General features: G+C 40.7%; 14 protein-coding genes and 1 tRNA gene. 8 read left to right on the top strand and 7 right to left on the bottom strand.

What is annotated here, in order from left to right:
• Positions 1 to 33: 33 nt before the first annotated feature.
• Positions 34 to 2,193: a class 1b ribonucleoside-diphosphate reductase subunit alpha gene (gene nrdE, locus FFM68_RS01345; protein ID WP_137617783.1), complete on the bottom strand. Its 2,160-nt coding sequence runs from the start codon at positions 2,191 to 2,193 to the stop codon at positions 34 to 36.
• Positions 2,194 to 2,267: 74 nt separating this feature from the next.
• Positions 2,268 to 2,486: a glutaredoxin-like protein NrdH gene (nrdH, locus tag FFM68_RS01340; RefSeq protein ID WP_137609602.1), complete on the bottom strand. Its 219-nt coding sequence runs from the start codon at positions 2,484 to 2,486 to the stop codon at positions 2,268 to 2,270.
• A gap of 385 nt (positions 2,487 to 2,871) precedes the next feature.
• On the opposite strand from nrdH, the gene FFM68_RS01335 reads away from it, so the two are divergent.
• The 5 genes from FFM68_RS01335 to FFM68_RS01315 all read left to right on the top strand — a co-directional run bounded on the left by FFM68_RS01335 (position 2,872) and on the right by FFM68_RS01315 (position 8,338).
• On the top strand, positions 2,872 to 3,342 hold the full coding sequence (locus FFM68_RS01335) for a FeoA family protein (RefSeq protein WP_137617646.1): 471 nt from the start codon (positions 2,872 to 2,874) through the stop codon (positions 3,340 to 3,342).
• Positions 3,343 to 5,505, top strand: a complete 2,163-nt coding sequence (feoB, locus tag FFM68_RS01330) for a ferrous iron transport protein B (RefSeq protein WP_137617645.1) — start codon at positions 3,343 to 3,345, stop codon at positions 5,503 to 5,505.
• On the top strand, positions 5,493 to 5,627 hold the full coding sequence (locus FFM68_RS01325) for a FeoB-associated Cys-rich membrane protein (RefSeq protein WP_137617644.1): 135 nt from the start codon (positions 5,493 to 5,495) through the stop codon (positions 5,625 to 5,627). Before feoB ends, FFM68_RS01325 begins: the two co-directional genes overlap by 13 nt.
• 219 nt (positions 5,628 to 5,846) lie before the next feature.
• The gene (locus FFM68_RS01320) at positions 5,847 to 6,548 is read left to right on the top strand and encodes a MarR family winged helix-turn-helix transcriptional regulator (protein ID WP_137617643.1); all 702 of its coding nucleotides are present in this window, start codon (positions 5,847 to 5,849) and stop codon (positions 6,546 to 6,548) included.
• Positions 6,549 to 6,565: 17 nt separating this feature from the next.
• On the top strand, positions 6,566 to 8,338 hold the full coding sequence (locus FFM68_RS01315) for an ABC transporter ATP-binding protein (protein ID WP_137617642.1): 1,773 nt from the start codon (positions 6,566 to 6,568) through the stop codon (positions 8,336 to 8,338).
• A 139-nt stretch (positions 8,339 to 8,477) separates the two neighbouring features.
• Here the strand turns inward: FFM68_RS01315 and leuD are convergent, their stop codons facing one another.
• The 5 genes from leuD to FFM68_RS01290 all read right to left on the bottom strand — a co-directional run bounded on the left by leuD (position 8,478) and on the right by FFM68_RS01290 (position 13,994).
• Positions 8,478 to 9,062: a 3-isopropylmalate dehydratase small subunit gene (leuD, locus tag FFM68_RS01310; protein WP_137617641.1), complete on the bottom strand. Its 585-nt coding sequence runs from the start codon at positions 9,060 to 9,062 to the stop codon at positions 8,478 to 8,480.
• A complete protein-coding gene (gene leuC, locus FFM68_RS01305; protein ID WP_137617640.1) occupies positions 9,062 to 10,435 on the bottom strand; it encodes a 3-isopropylmalate dehydratase large subunit in 1,374 nt (457 codons plus the stop codon). The genes leuD and leuC overlap by 1 nt, the downstream gene beginning before the upstream one ends.
• Positions 10,436 to 10,438: 3 nt before the next feature.
• Entirely contained in the window at positions 10,439 to 11,488 is a 1,050-nt protein-coding gene (leuB, locus tag FFM68_RS01300) for a 3-isopropylmalate dehydrogenase (RefSeq protein WP_137617639.1), read from the bottom strand.
• A 72-nt stretch (positions 11,489 to 11,560) separates the two neighbouring features.
• The gene (locus tag FFM68_RS01295) at positions 11,561 to 13,075 is read right to left on the bottom strand and encodes a 2-isopropylmalate synthase (protein WP_137617638.1); all 1,515 of its coding nucleotides are present in this window, start codon (positions 13,073 to 13,075) and stop codon (positions 11,561 to 11,563) included.
• Between the two features lie 846 nt (positions 13,076 to 13,921).
• Positions 13,922 to 13,994: transfer RNA gene (locus FFM68_RS01290), tRNA-Lys, on the bottom strand.
• 156 nt (positions 13,995 to 14,150) lie between these two features.
• Here FFM68_RS01290 and FFM68_RS01285 point away from each other — a divergent pair.
• The 3 genes from FFM68_RS01285 to yycF all read left to right on the top strand — a co-directional run bounded on the left by FFM68_RS01285 (position 14,151) and on the right by yycF (position 16,455).
• On the top strand, positions 14,151 to 14,699 hold the full coding sequence (locus FFM68_RS01285; RefSeq protein ID WP_137617782.1) for a DUF1836 domain-containing protein: 549 nt from the start codon (positions 14,151 to 14,153) through the stop codon (positions 14,697 to 14,699).
• Positions 14,689 to 15,546 (top strand): DegV family protein, encoded by an 858-nt coding sequence (locus FFM68_RS01280; RefSeq protein ID WP_167483428.1) that lies wholly within the window; start codon positions 14,689 to 14,691, stop codon positions 15,544 to 15,546. Before FFM68_RS01285 ends, FFM68_RS01280 begins: the two co-directional genes overlap by 11 nt.
• A 204-nt stretch (positions 15,547 to 15,750) precedes the next feature.
• Positions 15,751 to 16,455, top strand: a complete 705-nt coding sequence (gene yycF / locus FFM68_RS01275) for a response regulator YycF (RefSeq protein ID WP_137617636.1) — start codon at positions 15,751 to 15,753, stop codon at positions 16,453 to 16,455.
• The last annotated feature ends 2 nt before the right edge of the window (positions 16,456 to 16,457 follow it).

Below are 16,457 nucleotides of genomic sequence, written 5' to 3'. Positions count from 1 at the left end.
ACCTGCAAGATATACTCAAGCGGGAAGTGATTATTAAATCACGCAGCTCTCACATTGATTTGAACCGATCTCTTCAGCGTCATCGGTAAAGGTCCGGACGTAGTAAATCGATTTGCAGCCTTTGTAAAAGGCATAGTTGCGCAAAATATTCAAATCACGTGTTGTTTGTTTGCTTTCAGTTTTCCATTCGTACAAGCCGTCAGGAATCTCAGAACGCATGAACAAGGTCAAACTCATTCCTTGATCAATATGTTGCTGCGCAGTGGCGTAAACGTCAATCACTTTGCGCATATCCATATCATAAGCAGACGTATAGTAAGGCAGAGTCTCATTGTTTAAATAAGGCGCTGGATAATAGATCTTGCCGATTTTCTTTTCTTGGCGCTCTTCGATCAAACGAGTGATTGGATGCAAGCTGGCGCTAGTATCGTTGATATAAGAAATCGAACCGTTTGGAGCAACCGCTAAACGGTTTTGATGATACAAGCCGTCTTTTTGGACAGCGGCTTTAAGTGCTTGCCAATCAGCAGCCGTCGGTACAAAGATATCTTTGAAGATTTCTTTGACTTTGTCTGTTTTTGGGAAAAATTCGCCAGTTGTGTATTTATCAAAATAAGAACCATCCGCATAGGTTGATTTTTCAAAGTTATGGAAAACCGTTTTGCGTTCTTTGGCTAGTTCGTTGCTTTCTAGCAAAGTCCAATAGTTTAGCAAAGTGAAATAAATATTAGTAAAATCGATTGATTCTTCTGATCCGTAAGCCATTAAGTGTTTAGCAAAGAAACTATGCAAGCCCATAGCACCTAAGCCAATCGTATGATTTAATTTATTGCCGTTTTGAATCGAAGGAACGACTTCGATATCTGATTCATCCGTCACAAAAGTCAACGCGCGAACCATTGTCCGAACAGATTGACCGAAATCAGGACTCTCCATTAAATTAACGATATTGGTTGATCCGAGATTGCAGGAAATATCGGTGCCCAACACATCATATTCTTGGCGGCCATTGATAACAGAAGGCGTCTGAACTTGTAAGATTTCAGAACACAAATTGCTCATAACGATCTTGCCGTCGATTGGACTCGTCCGATTTGCGGTATCGATATTGATGATATAAGGGTAACCAGATTCTTGCTGTAGTTTAGAAAGTTCATTTTCTAAATCACGAGCACGAATCTTTTTCTTGCGAATATTCGGATTGGCAACTAAATTGTCATATTCTTTTGTGATATCTACATAAGAATACGGTACGCCATATTCACGCTCGATGCCATAAGGACTAAATAAATACATGTCTTCATTTTTGCGAGCCAATTCATAAAACTTATCAGGAACAGTCACACCAAGAGAAAGAGTTTTCACACGGATTTTTTCATCCGCATTTTCTTTTTTGGCTGACAAGAACATCTCGATGTCAGGATGGAAGACATCTAAATAAACGACACCGGCACCTTGACGCTGACCCAATTGATTAGAATATGAAAAGCTGTCTTCGAATAATTTCATGACAGGAACGACACCGCTTGCCGCGCCGTCAAATCCTTTGATCGGTGAACCCGCTTCACGCAAATTCGACAGATTGATCCCAACGCCGCCGCCAATCCGAGATAATTGCAGCGCTGAATTGATGGAACGGCCGATACTGTTCATGTCATCAGTTACTTGGATCAAGAAACAAGAGACCAATTCACCACGGCGTTTGCGTCCTGCATTCAAGAAAGACGGAGTAGCCGGTTGATAACGCTGATGGATCATTTCATCCGCTAAAGCCAAGGCTAAGTTTTCATCTCCATCAGCAAAATACAAAGCATTAAAAGCCACGCGGTCTTCATAGCTTTCTAAATATTCGGTTCCCGCATTATTTTTCAATGCATACTGGGAATAAAATTTATAAGCTGCCATAAATGATTTGAACGTAAAGTGCTGTTCAGCCAAATAAGCAAAGAGTTTTTCAATAAAAGCTGGGGTATATTTCGCAATAAATGCTGTTTCCAAAAAGTCTTCTTCTATTAAATAGTCGATTTTTTCTTGGACAGAAGAAAAGGTCCGAGTGTTCGGCTCAACATTTTCTTTGAAAAAAGCAGCTAAGGCTTCTTTGTCTTTATTTAATGGAATCTGTCCATTCACTGGACGATTAATTTCGTTGTTCAACTTGAAGTAGGTTACGTCACCTAGATTTTTTAAACTCATCTCATCACATCTTTCCATTTTTTCTAGCTATAAAAGAAGAAAACTTTGCAATCGTGGGACCGCAAAGTTTCAAATTAGGCTAATGCTTTCAATTGATCGGGACGAAAACCAATGATGGTTTGTTGTCCACCGAAAATAACTGGGACACTTTGGAAGCCTTGATCTTTTAAAAAGGTTAAAGCTTCGGGTTCGTGGTCGATATTGACCTCTTCGAAGGAAATTTGATTTTCAGCTAAATAACGTTTGGTCATTTTACATTGCATACAATTATTTTTAGAATAGACTTTTACCATAAGACTACCTCCCTTGATTTCTACAATTACCAGTATAAAAGATGTAGGGAAAAAGTCAATCGTTTAATACTATATATTGTGGTAGGTGAATACAGATACACTACTCTTTGTGTTTTTGCAAAAATAATGAAAACAGACGGCTACAAAGAAAAATCCCTTTTCAAAAGAAGAAAAACTGTTGGCGGATGTTTTTTATTCGTAAGATAATTTTTTTTAATAACTAAATTATGGGAAGAAAACAAAAAAAGTAAAGATTGTCAAACAACTTGCTTAGAAGAAAGTGAAAGTTGCCGACCATAGATTGACTTTGCTGCCAAATGAAGCTATTCTTAGTGAGAAAGATTCTCATTATTAATTAGCTAAAATTAGTAGGATGGAGATAGATATGACAACTTTAGCAGATGTCTCATTGAATCATGTCGTTCAAATCGATGAAATGACTTTGGAAAATGAGTTGAAGCATCGATTGCAAGATTTGGGAATGGTCGTAGGATCAAAAATCGCTGTGGTGAATCATTCTGGCGACAACGGAATTATTTTGTTACACAATACCCGGCTAGCATTGTCTCAATCTTTATTAAAAAAGATATTTGTGAAGGAACTCACGGAAGACCAGCAGACATGGGTCTCGTTGGATCAGCTTAGGGTCGGTGAACAAGGTGTCATCGTAAATGTGCATGGAAGCGGTTCAATCAAACGTCGCTTAATGGATATGGGATTGACTAAAGGAACACCAATTAAAATCGTCAAGTTGGCGCCTTTGGGTGATCCAATTGAGCTTCGAGTACGTGGGTATGAATTAAGTTTACGCAAGAGTGAATCAGAAATGGTGATTGTAGCAAAGGAGGTAGAGTAGATGGCGAAGATCCATGTTGCATTAGCAGGAAATCCGAACAGCGGGAAAACAAGTACCTTTAATGTCTTAACAGGCACCAATCAATTTGTCGGCAATTGGCCAGGGGTCACAGTTGAACGCAAAGAAGGGATTTATAAAAAAGATCCTGAAGTGATTATTGATGATTTGCCGGGGATCTATTCACTGTCACCTTATTCACCAGAAGAAGTGGTGGCTCGAGATTACCTGCTCTCAGGCACGCCGAATGTTATCGTGAATGTTATCGATGGCACGAATCTTGAACGCAATCTGTACTTGACGACGCAACTGATTGAGACAGGCATTCCCGTAGTCGTTGCCGTAAATATGATGGATGTCATCAAAAAAAGTGGAAAACAAATCAATCTAGAAAAATTAGCTTATGCCTTGGGTGCGCCGGTTGTTGGAATCAGTGCCTTGAAAAATTGGGGATTGGATAAAGCAATCAGTGAAGCGTTGCATTTAGTCAAAAAAGGTGTCGAGGAAATTAATTTTCCGCATTATGATCGGCGTTTAGAAGCAGCTCTTAGTGAAATCGAAACGGTTTTAGGCAGTACGGTACTGACTAAATATAGTCGCTGGTACAGCCTGAAACTATTTGAACGAGATGAACGGGCGCAGCAAGATTTGAATTTGAGTACGATCCAACAAAAAGACTTGCAAGAAATCATAAAGATCACGGAAAAAATCTTTGGTGAAGATGCTGAAAGTTTAGTGATCAATGAACGGTATAATTTTATTACGGATCTAAAAACTTTATGTGTTGTTGATGAAGATCAATTTAAATTATCGATTTCAGATAAGGTCGACCACATCGTGACTAATCGTTTCTTGGCGCTGCCGATTTTTGCGCTAGTCATGTGGCTGATTTATTATATCGCGATTCAAACTATCGGCACGATGGGGACAGACTGGATCAATGATAATTTATTCGGCGAGATCGTACCGAATTTTGTCCGTTCGACGTTGCAATCGTGGGCTGTGGCTGGTTGGATGCAAAACTTGATTTTAGATGGAATTCTTGCCGGTGTCGGCGCTGTTTTAGGTTTTCTGCCGCAATTAATCGTGCTGTTCTTGTGCTTGGCGCTTTTAGAAGACTGCGGCTACATGTCGCGAATTGCGTTTGTTATGGATCGAATCTTCCGTAAATTTGGATTGTCAGGAAAATCATTCATTCCCATGTTGATTGCTACAGGTTGTGGAGTCCCGGGAGTAATGGCTAGTAGAACAATCGAAAACGAAAAAGATCGCCGAATGACAGTAATGTTGACAACGTTCATGCCTTGTTCGGCAAAACTGCCGATCATTGCATTGATTGCTGGCGCCTTCTTTCCTAATAGCAGTTGGGTAGCGCCTTCTGCCTACTTTGTCGGAATGGGAGCAATCGTTTTATCTGGAATCGCGTTAAAGAAAACACGACTCTTTGCAGGGGACCCGACTCCGTTTATCATGGAACTTCTGTTGTACCATCTGCCAAGAATCAGCAACACACTACGTTATACTTATGATCACAGCAAATCTTTTGTCAAACGTGCTGGAACGGTCATTTTTATTTCTAGTATTGTGATTTGGTTTATTTCTAATTACAACTTCACACTGCAAATGGTAAATGAAAATGAGAGTATTTTAGCTGCATTAGGCGGTTTGATTGCTCCGTTGTTTGCACCGTTAGGCTGGGGTGATTGGCGCGGGACAGTTGCTGCGATCACAGGATTGATCGCTAAAGAAAATGTAATCGGGACTTTTGGGATTTTGTATCGTCATGCGGCGGTGGCAGAAGATGGTGTCGAAATCTGGAAATCGTTGCAGATGGCGTACACACCAGTGGCCGGGTATTCATTTTTAGTCTTTAACTTATTGTGTGCCCCTTGCTTTGCAGCGATTGGAGCAATCCATCGTGAAATGGGCGATGCCAAATGGACTTGGCGCGCGATTGGGTATCAATGCGGCCTTGCTTATGCGGTAAGTTTTGTTGTATATCAAGTTGGTCATGTGATTTTTGAAAATGGCGAAATCGGAATTGGCTTGATTTTGGCGGCGGCAGTTTTATTTACTATGATTTATTTTGTTGTGAGAAAACCTGTCAAACAAACGACGACAATTACGATTGAAGAGATCAAAGAGGTGAAAGAATGGCAACTATAGTATTGAGTATCTTAATCTTTGGCAGTGCTGGAGTAATCGTTTATCGGCGAATTAAAAACGGCAGCTCTTGTGAAGACTGCAATAGCAGTTGTCCGGTAAAAGAAGAGCAACATAAATATTAAAAAAGATTCGGCAGCTGCCGAATCTTTTTTATTGGATTTTTTTAACAAAGGAATGACCTGTCTAAAAAGCAACTCAGAATCAGTGGAAAACGAGGAGCGTTTTTGGATCCAGTCAAAAAAATCAGCAGAGTAGTTGACAATAGTTAGGTGCCGAACTATAATAACAAACGAAATAAGTTCGGTACCGAACTATCATCAGAGATAAAGGAGATTTTTATAATGAGCGAGTTTACGAAAGACTTGATGCGTCAATTACGGTTCATAAGTTCTGCCAGCAATGCATTTATGAGTAAACGCCAACGATTAAATGGACAGCAACGAGTTTTAGCGATTTTAGCCAAAGAAGATGGTTTGATCCAAAGTCAATTAGCTGAAATTTTAGATATTCGTCCTAGTTCATTGGCGGAATTGATGAAAAAGATGGAAAAAAGTGGTGATGTGGTACGAAGAGCAGAAGAACAAGATAAACGGATCAAACGGATTTTTTTAACTGACAACGGAAAACAAAAAGCCCAAATTTTCAGTCGAACCAGTGAAGATAGGAGTGAGAGTTTTTTTGCCGGTTTGACGGCTGAGGAACAACAGACTTTCAGCGACTATTTGCAAAAAATTTCAGCTGGTTGGCAAGAGGATTTTCAACGCCAAGCAGGACGCTTCGTTGATCCCATGGATCGTTTACGTCAGATTCAAGCGGTGCGTGGACAATTTTCTGGAAACTGGCAAGAAGAGTGGCAAAATCTTTCGCGAGAGGAGCAACACCGGGTACGGAAGCAAATGAAGCGGGAGATGCACAATGCTTCAAGAGATTTTTCTCGTAATTTTAACCATGATTTTAGACAAAACTTTTGGAACAACCGTGATCATTTTACAGAATTCGATCAGCCGAAAAAACCAGAAGATACAGAGTGGGAAGATTTTTAGCGAAAGAAGGAACCAGAATGGAGCAAAATACGCGCATCATACCTAAAAAAACAGTAAAAAACACGAAAAGCAACTATCGGTTAAAAGATTTTTTGCGGTTGATCTTGAGCGTCAATCCTAGAAAAGCATTGTTTATCGTCGGTTTGTTTTTAAGTTTACTGACAAGTGGGGCAAGTTTGATCGTCCCGCAATTAACTAAAGGATTAATCGATACAAGCAAATTAGCACAGATCAATAAAAAAATGCTGATCGTCTTGATTTTGGCATTCGCTGGTCAATTAGCTTTTGGCGCGATCGGCAGTTTTTTATTACGCTTTGTCGGGGAAAGTGCTGTCAAAACGTTACGAGAAAAATTATGGAGTCATCTGCTGCAAATGCCGGTCAGCTATTACGATGATCATAAATCAGGCGAAAGCAGTTCGCGACTAGTAAATGATACAACAGTCATTAAAGATCTAGTGGCGACCCAATTTCCCAACTTTATTACCGGTGCGATTCAATTAGTAGGTTCTATGATTATTTTGTTTGTGATGGATTGGAAAATGGCGGCAATGATGTTTTTAGCGGTACCAATCATGGGATTGATCATGATGCCAATCGGGCGGGTGATGTCACGTTTGGGTCGACAATTACAAACCGCAACTGCTGACTTCAATGCAGAAGCTAGTGAAAAATTATCAGAGATTCGTTTGATCAAAGCCAGTAATGGAGAAAAATTTGAAAAAAACAGCGGTCGTTCATTTATCGACAATATTTTTAGTTTAGGGATCAAGGATGCAAAAGTCGAAGCAATCTTACAACCGATTATTACAACAGTCATGTTGGGAATGTTTGTCGGAATTTTGGGCTACGGTGCGGTTCGTGTCCAAGCTGGAACCCTGACGAGTGGACAATTAGTGGCTTTCTTATTGTATTTGTTCAATATCATGATGCCAGCAGCCAGTTTTGCGATGTTTTTCTCCCAAGTTCAAAAAGCCATGGGTGCGACCGAACGGATCGAACAAATTCTGAAAACTGATTTGGAGCCGATCGAGACAGGGAAGAATGCGGATGTTGCAGGTAAAATGATTAAAGCAGAAAATCTTTCCTTCCATTATGTTGCCGATCGACCAATTTTGAAAAATGTTTCATTTGAAGCCAAACCAAATACAGTGATCGCTTTTGCTGGACCAAGCGGTGGGGGAAAGTCGACAATTTTTGCTTTAATTGAACGTTTTTATCAACCATCTGCTGGTACGATTAAAGTAGGCGATGATAAGGTAGAAGAGCTCAGTCTTGCAAGCTGGCGTTCGCAAATCGGCTATGTTTCGCAAGATAGTGCTGTTTTTGCTGGAAGCATTCGTGAAAATCTGCAATATGGATTGGAACGGACATTGACTGAAGAGGAATTATGGCATGGTTTAGAGTTAGCTTACGCGGATCAATTTGTGCGAGAATTTCCTGATCAACTGGAGACAGAATTAGGTGAACGCGGGGTAAAATTATCTGGCGGACAAAAACAACGGATCGCAATCGCACGTGCATTTTTGCGTGACCCTAAGATTCTGATGCTGGATGAAGCAACAGCAAGTTTGGATTCGCAATCAGAGGAAAAGGTCCAACGAGCATTAGATCAATTGATGGCAGGCCGGACGACATTAGTAATTGCGCATCGTCTATCTACGATTGTAGATGCTGACCATATTTATTTTATTGAAAAAGGGGAAGTCACAGGACACGGGACACACGCTGAATTGATTGAGAGTCATCCGCTCTATGCCCAGTATGTGCAAGAACAGATCGTAAATTAAATAAGAAAGGGGTGTGATAAATTTTTATCACACTCCTTTTTCTGAGTAAACGATGTTTTAACAGTTTCAAGTAATAAGCTGAAATTTTGACGCTCTTTTCTTATTTCTTGAAGCTGCTATCTGTCACCAACGCATTCTCTTATTCATAGCTCGGCATTTTTTCTTCGTAAGCGGTGATCGCCGCTTCGTATTGTAAGGTGATGCTGATATCATCTGAACCGTTGACCAACTTTGCTTTCCAAGTTGGATCAATTTGAAAAGCATAACAAGCATCGCCAGTCCGGACTTCTTGTTCTAGCAGATCAATTGTAATGGATTGATCCGCAGGCAGCTGACTTAAATGTTCTCGAATTTTTTGTTCTAAACGAATCGGCAACAATCCATTTTTTAGTGCGTTCATATAAAAAATATCACTGTAACTACCAGCAATTACCGCTTTGAAACCATAATCTTGGATGGCCCACGCTGCGTGTTCACGTGAAGAACCTGATCCAAAATTCTCACCCGAAATCAAAATGGTCGCAGCTTTTCGTTCCGGTGCATTCAAAATGAAATCAGGATTCGGTGAGCCGTCTGCTAAAAAGCGCCATTCATCAAAAAGATGTTTGCCAAAACCAGCTTTATCGACTTGTTTTAAGAAGCCTTTTGGAATGATTTGATCAGTGTCGATATTATCATTCATCAAAGGGACTGTTTTTCCAGTGTAGCTTGTAAATTTTTCCATTAGATGACCTCCTTGCGGCTATCGACAAAATTTCCGTGAATTGCGGCTAGTGCAGCCATTACCGGACTGCAAAGATGAGTGCGGGCATCTTTGCCTTGGCGTCCTTGAAAATTTCGATTAGAAGTTGACGCACAATGGACACCTGCAGGTACGCGGTCAGGATTCATTCCTAGGCACATCGAGCAGCCAGGCTCGCGCCATTCAAACCCTGCATCCATGAATATTTTGTCCAAGCCGATTTTTTCGGCTGCTTTCCGAACAGGACGTGAGCCGGGAACGACGATAGCTGTCACGTTGTCGTGTACTTTTTTTCCTTTGATGATCTTGGCGGCTTCTTGTAGATCCGACAAGCGGCCGTTCGTACATGAACCGATGAATACATAACCAACTGGAATATCAGCTGGAGTCTGACCAGGTTTCAAGTCCATATAATCGTAAGCTTTTTGCAGATCAGGTGAAGTGATTGCGGGAAATGTACCAGTAAAAGGAACGCCCATTTCAGGATTTGTACCCCAAGTAACAAAGGGAACTAGCTCGCTGGCATCCAGCGTTAGTTCTTTGTCGTAGACGGCGTCGCTATCTGTATACAATTCTTTCCAATCAGCGATTGCGGCAGCCATATTTTTTGGAGCGTATTCGCGACTTGCGACATAATCAAAAGTCGTCTCATCAGGTGCGATCAGGCCAATTTTTGCTCCGCCTTCGATCGCCATGTTGCAGATTGTCATACGTTCTTCCATAGACAGATTTTCAATCGTTTCACCATAAAATTCAGCACCGTAACCCACACCGAAGTCTGTTCCATATTTAGCAATCAGCGCCAAAATAATATCTTTTGCATAGACACCTTTTGGTAGTTTGCCGGAAATCTTGATCCCCATGTTTTGCGGTTTGCTTTGCCAAAGGGTCTGAGTTGCAAAAACATGTTCGACTTCACTCGTACCAATCCCAAAAGCCAGAGCACCAAAAGCGCCATGAGTTGCTGTATGAGAATCTCCGCAAACGATTGTTTTGCCCGGCCGAGTCAAACCAGTTTCCGGGCCTACCATGTGGACGATTCCTTGGCGGTCGCTGCCATTGTCGCAAAGTTGTACGCCAAATTCGCGGCAATTTTCTCTTAAAGTATCGATTTGTTTTTTTGCGATTAAATCGGTGAAATTTAAAATATCGATCGTCGGTACATTATGATCCATTGTAGCAAATGTCCGCTCTGGATGACGCAATGTTCGACCAGCTTCGCGAATTCCGGCAAATGCCTGAGGTGATGTCACTTCATGAATCAAGTGCAAATCAATATACAATAGCTGCGGAGCTCCCTCATTGCCGTAGACGACGTGTCGATTCCATAGTTTATCAAATAGTGTTTTTCCCATCATTTATGCTCCTTCCAATTCTTGAATCACAGCGTCGGTAAATTGTGCTGTGGATGCTTGACCACCTAGGTCGCGAGTAAATAATCCTTGCGTCAATACCTTGTCGCAGGCGTTTTCGATTGCTTGGGCTGCCGCTTCTTCTTGAAAGGATTGTCTTAGCATCATGGCTACAGACAAAATCATCGAGATTGGATTTGCGATCCCAAGACCGGCAATATCTGGTGCGGAACCGTGGATCGGTTCATAAAGAGAAGGACCCTTGACACTGTGGCTAGCACTTGGCAAGACACCTAATGATCCTGGCAAGACTGAGGCTTCATCGCTCAAAATATCACCGAAAAGATTTTCAGTGACGAGCACATCAAAAGCTTTTGGATTTTGGATCAGTTTCATCGCCGCGGAATCCACGTATTGATGTTCTAACTGACAATCAGGATATTCTTTAGCAACTTCTTCTGCCGTAGTTCGCCATAATTTGCTGGAGGCAAGGACATTCGCTTTATCGACTGACGTCACTTTTTTGTTGCGCCCTTGAGCGATTTTAAAAGCAGAGTGGAGGATCCGTTCAATCTCAGCTTTTTGGTAGCGGGCAGTATCAAACGCCATTTGTTCTGTTAATTCGCGTGGCTCCCCGAAATAAATCCCGCTGCTTAATTCTCGAACGATAATCAAGTCCGTTCCTTCGACGATCGCAGGTTTTAGAGGGGAAAGATGCATCAAGGCAGAAGAGACGGAGACTGGACGAATGTTCGCAAATAAATTCAACGCTTTTCGAAGAGCCAGCAAACCTTTTTCTGGTGCGTCCACCATGTTTTCCCATTTGGGGCCACCAATTGCACCTAATAAAATCGCATCGGCTGATTGGCAAGCCTTCAACGTTTTTTCTGGTAAAGAAGCGCCTACTTCATCAAGCCCGGCACCGCCAAAGGGAAGCGCCTCAAGTTCAAAATCACGTGTACAATTTTTTTCAACAGCGGCTAACACTTGCAGTCCGCTTGTCATAATCTCTGGTCCGATGCCGTCGCCGGCTAACACTACAATCTTATTTTTCATTTATCTTGCTCCTATCTTTGAGTTCCATTTTTTGCCAGACTTTAACTAGATTTTGTACTCGTTATAGTTAGATTAGCGGTTTGATGCAATCTGATTGCTAGCTTTTACATAAGCCTTTGCTGACGCGTGTAAAACGTCAAAGTCTACACCGATTCCGCGAAATTCTTTTTTTGTTTGCGTATCTCTCAGAGTCACGCGGACTTCGGCTTGAGCATCTTCGCCGCCAGTCAATGCTTGGATTTCATATTCGGTCAGTTCTGGAGCTTGCTGGAACAATTCATCGATCGTGTTGTAGATTGCTTGGATGCTGCCTGAACCGATTTTCGAGGCGACTTTTGTTTCATTTTCTTCATTAATAATAGAAACGATTGCTCCTTGATAGCCGTTAGAGCTGTATTGGACTTGAACTTCAGCCAGTTTGTAGGCTTCTGTCTCTTCGCGCGATTGATCAGCAAGCAAGGCAACTAAGTCTTTGTCCGTGATTTGTTTCTTTTTATCGGCTAATCGTTTGAATCGTTTGAAAGCTTCTTTACTGTCAGCATCGGTAAATTGGTAGCCGAGCTCTTCTAATTTTGCATTGAAGGCATGGCGGCCTGATAGTTTTCCAAGCGGCAAAGAATTTTGAGTCACGCCTACCATGGTAGGCGTGATGATTTCGTATGTCTCAGGATTTTTCAAAACACCATCTTGATGAATACCAGATTCGTGAGCAAATGCATTATCACCGACGACAGCTTTATTTTTAGGAACCGGAATCCCAGAAAGGCGGGAAATCAGCTCGCTCGTTCGTTTGGTTTCGCTTAGGATAATAGGTGTTTCACATTGATAAAAATCTTTGCGGATTGCTAGTGCTAATGCGACTTCTTCCAAAGCTGTATTGCCTGCACGTTCGCCAATCCCATTGATGGTGCCTTCTACTCGATTCGCCCCATTTTCGATCGCGGCTAGAGCATTTGCCGTTGCCATTCCTAAATCATCGTGGCAATGAGAAGAGAATATAATCTCTCGGTCGCTGCGAATATTTTCAATCAGTGATTTAAAAATTTTGCCGTATTCAGTCGGATTTGAATAACCGACAGTATCTGGAATATTGATAATCGTAGCTCCTGCATCAATCGCTGTCTGGACAGCTTCTAATAAGAAATCTTTTTCGGTTCGTGAAGCATCTTCTGGCGAGAACTGGACTTTTTCAAACAAACTACGTGCATAACTGACATGTTCTTTGATTGAGGCTAAAACTTCCTCTCGCGTCATTTTTAACTTATAGTGCATATGGACGTCGCTAGTTGCTAAAAAAACATGGATCTGAGGGTCAACTGCATCTTTTAACGCCTCGTGAGCCCGATCAATATCTTTTTTTTGACAGCGGGCAAGACCGGTCACAGTCATTTTTTTCACTTGTTGGGCAATCGATTGGACCGCTTCGAAATCACCAGGAGAGGCGATAGGAAATCCTGCCTCAATGACATCAATCCCCCATTTTTCCAATTGAAGCGCGATTTGAACTTTTTCTTTGGTATTGAAATTCACGCCCGGTGTTTGTTCACCATCTCTTAACGTGGTATCAAAAAATTGAATTTTTCTCATTGCTATTCCTCCTCTAATCAAATCTGGGTATAAAAAAAGCACTCCATCGGGGAAGAACCATTTCTTCTCCGATGCAATGCGAATAGGGACTTTATGAAATAAATTTCAGAAAGTCCCTGCTATAATAATAAAGTTGCATTAAAAAATATTGTTGATTTTATCATAGCAACCACCCAGTTATTGTCAGAATTTTTAAAAAATTATTGTAGTAATCGTATAAAAAAAGCAATGACTTGTCAAGTCTAATATGAAAAAAAGATGAGAAAAAATTTTTCTAAACTCATTTGGTCGTGAAGTAAAATTGATTAAGCCTAGAAATAGTAATCGGTAAAAGTATGTGATGGATCCACCAAATTTATCGCGTCATATCAGGGATGGTTAGGGGATTATTTCTCTTTTTAACGTCAACTATATTTTGGAAAAGATGTTAAACTTAGGGATTTATCAGAATATCTTTTTAAAAAAATTTTATTATTAGAATAGGTAAGTCGAATAATTAAAAAATGATGATTTTTATAAAGGAATTGTTCATAAAAATATAATTGATTTGGAAATTGTTTGAACTAACGAAAGAGTGAATGAGGGAGTCGGCATAATTTGTGCAGAGATCGTGCAGCGGCTAGTGCTGTTTAATTGGGGAGATTGTTGATGGTAATACTCCAAAAGGAAAAGTGAGGAGGTAGCGGTGTGAGGAAATTATTAAAAATAAAATGCAAACACTGTAGTCGAAGGATTAGTAGTAATAGTTCTAAAATGTCTTTAAGATAAAAAAAGTCACCACGCACATTCTTTTCGAAACTACCGAAGTAGCCAAGAATGCACTGGTGACGTGGGTTTGGCACCCAATGGGCCGTGAGGGGCTCGAACCCGCGACCCGCTGATTAAGAGTCAGCTGCTCTACCAACTGAGCTAACGGCCCAAATAAAGTACTTTCATATGTTAGCACTGCAAAAATAAAAATGCAACAATAAACTAGAAAAATTCTTGCTAAAACCGCTTTATTTATCTAGTTTTGAAAACTATGTTGTATAATTATCATAATTTTGATAAACTACTGATGAAAGGGGTTCGAATGATGGAAGATATGAATCTTAGGTCGTGGGCGGAAAGCTTAAAGAAAGTCCGTTTACCTCGCTGGGAAGAGCTGCCTGAATTAGAATTGTACATGGATCAAGTTATTACTTTGGTTGATCGTTATTTAGCGCCGTTGATTGAAGATGAGAAGCATCAACTTTTATCTAGTGCAATGGTCAATAACTATGTGAAGCACAAATTAGTGCCGCCGCCAGTCAAAAAAAGATATAACCGGAATCATTTAGCCTATTTGATCGCAATCACTTTATTGAAACAAGTTTTTTCGATTCCAGATGTCAATGAATTGATCCGGATACAGTTAACAAATAATGAGCCCAAAGATGCCTACAACGGTTTTTGTACGGTCCAAGAAGATGCGCTGATACAAATTGCTAAAATTATTTTAGGGGAAGAAGTCAGTCTGACCCGCAGCAGTAAGAAATTTCATTACTTGGCGATGGAAAGTGCTGTCGCTTCGTTTACACAAAAAATGTTAGCTGAAAAAATCATTCAATTAGATAAAGAGAAAGAAGGCGAAAATGATGAGTGAAAAAATTGCGATCCTAGTTGATTCTGGGACAGATGTTCCAAAAGGAGTTATTGATAATGGGCCATTTTTTATGGTACCCTTACGGATCATTTTTAGTGACCGAGAATATCGTGATGGGATTGATGTCAGCTCAGATAATATTTTTCCGCTGATCCAAAAGGAATTGCCCAAAACATCTTTACCTGATGGTGAATTGATCCATCAGATTTTTGATGAGATCAAAGATCAAGGGTATACCCACGTGATTATCGTGACGATCTCTAGCGGATTGAGCGGGACTTATAATGCGCTGCGAGTGCTTAGTGACCATTATGAAGGGCTGACTTTCCATGCGATTGATACGAAAAATGTAGGAATCGGAGCTGGGATACTAGCAATTTACGCAGGTGAGCTAGTCAAGCAAGGAAAATCGTTTGCAGAAGTTATCAGCGACACAGAAAGCAAGATCGCAAAAACGAAAATATTTTTTAACGTCGATACGTTGGAATATTTGCAAAAAGGCGGACGCATCGGTTTAGTCGCTTCTTTACTCGGCAGTGCGCTTAAATTAAAACCAATTATTTCATGTAATCCTGACGGTATTTATTACACCGTCGCAAAGGTGCGAGGATTAAATAAAAGTATCGATAAAACGATCGAATTAGTGAAAGCACACATCGGCAACCATAAACGTTTCAATTTAGCGGTAACACAGGCTGATGCGATGGAAACGGCTGAAAAAGTTTATCATCGGCTGCGTGAACTATTTCCAACAGCAGAAAATATTTATTTTGGGAAAGTTTCACCGGCGCTTTCGGTTCATACTGGACCTGGTTCATTAGGCGTCGTCTGCCAAGTACTGGACTAAGTTGTTGAGCATTTGCAGTTTATGCGAGTGCTAATCCGTTTATTCATAAAGAGGCTGCGGCATGTCGCAGCCTCTTCTTTCAGTTTTCCTTAAGTAATGCTTGTAAAAAAATCGTCATCTATTTGAAAGGATGAAACAGTAGTGAAATTATTGTATAATGGTAAGGCGTACATACAACTTTAAAAAGGTATGAGGTGACTCTTAGTGAAAAAAATTCTAGTAGTTGACGATGAAAAGCCGATTTCGGACATCGTAAAATTTAATTTAACGAAAGAAGGCTATGAAGTCTTTACTGCGTATGACGGTGAAGAAGCCTTGAAAAAAGTCGAAGAAGTCAATCCGGATCTAATTTTATTAGATTTGATGTTGCCTAAAAAAGACGGTTTAGAAGTGGCTCGTGAAGTACGCAAGACCCATGAAATGCCGATCATTATGGTTACGGCGAAAGATTCTGAGATTGATAAAGTTTTAGGTTTAGAACTAGGGGCAGATGATTATGTAACGAAACCATTTTCCAACCGCGAATTGATTGCACGGGTCAAAGCCAATTTACGTCGAGGCGGACAAGCGCCTAAAGAAGAAGAACAAACGACACAAAGCGATTTGACGATTGGCGAATTAACAATCCACCCAGATGCGTATATGGTCACGAAATACGGAGATACGATTGAGTTGACTCACCGTGAATTTGAATTGTTGCATTATTTAGCAAAACATATCGGTCAAGTAATGACCCGTGAACATTTATTACAGACAGTTTGGGGCTATGATTATTTTGGAGATGTCCGAACGGTAGACGTAACGGTTCGTCGCTTACGGGAAAAAATCGAAGACAATCCGAGTCATCCAACCTATTTAGTAACAAGAAGAGGCGTAGGTTATTATTTACGCAACCCTGAACAGGAGTAAGT

Source organism: Enterococcus xiangfangensis, assembly GCF_005405365.1.
GTDB lineage: Bacteria > Bacillota > Bacilli > Lactobacillales > Enterococcaceae > Enterococcus_A > Enterococcus_A xiangfangensis.
Note: the sequence above shows the minus strand (reverse complement) of the source record. Positions and strands in the feature narration are given on the sequence as shown.